This is a genomic window from Candidatus Hydrogenedentota bacterium, assembly GCA_016791475.1.
In the GTDB taxonomy this organism is placed as follows: domain Bacteria; phylum Hydrogenedentota; class Hydrogenedentia; order Hydrogenedentales; family JAEUWI01; genus JAEUWI01.
Map to the genome: position 1 here is coordinate 1 of JAEUWI010000134.1, position 867 is coordinate 867.

The 867-nt window shown below is 71.6% G+C and carries 1 protein-coding gene; it reads left to right on the forward strand.

The annotated features are described in order from the left end of the window. On the forward strand, nt 1–867 hold an 867-nt coding region (locus JNK74_28265), incomplete at both ends, for a hypothetical protein (protein ID MBL7650083.1).

Consider the following 867-nt stretch of genomic DNA (forward strand, 5'->3'; position numbering starts at 1 on the left):
TTCGCCAAGCAGAGCCGCGGCGCCCGCCCGCACGTCCTGGACACCTCGACGCTCGTGGACGCGCGGATCGGGGACCTCGCTGCCACGGGAATCATGCAGTATCCGCTCGTGATCCCCTACTTCGTCGTGGGCGAGTTGCAGGCCCTCGCCGACTCGCAGGACAAGATCAAGCGCAACAAGGGCCGGCGCGGGCTCGACGTGGTCACGCGATTGCAGCGCACCCCGGGCGTGGACGTCTCGATCGACGAGACCCCCGTGCCCGGCAAGGCCGTGGACCAGATGCTCGTCGAGTTCTCGCGGCAGATGGACGCGGTGATCGTCAGCGCCGACACGGGCCTGGCCCGCGTCGCGGCGATCCAGGGCGTCCGAGTCCTGAACCTCAACGACGTGGCCAACTCGCTCAAGCCCGCGCTCATCCCGGGCGAGCAGGTGTCGCTGCGGCTCATCAAGCCGGGCGAGCAGCCGGGCCAGGGCGTGGGCTATCTCGACGACGGCACCATGGTCGTCGCCGAGAACGGACGCCCGTGGGTCGGGGAGATGGTCACGCTGCATGTCACCTCCGCGCTGCAGACCTCGGCCGGCCGGCTGATCTTCGGCCGCGTGCCCGAGCCCGCGCCTGACGCAACGGAACCGCCGCCACCCGCCTCCGCCGATTCCACGATCTCGATGCCCGCCGAGCCGATCCCGGGGCTCGACGGCGGAGCAGCCGGTCAAGTCAGCGGAGCGCCGGGCGCGGTGACGACGCCTCCGGACGCCGGCACGCACGTCGTTGGCTCACCGCCGGCGGTCCCGCTTGGGCCAACGGCCATCGAGCCCGCAACCTCCCCCAAGCGCGGGCCATTCCCGCCCAAGCCGCCCAACAAGCGC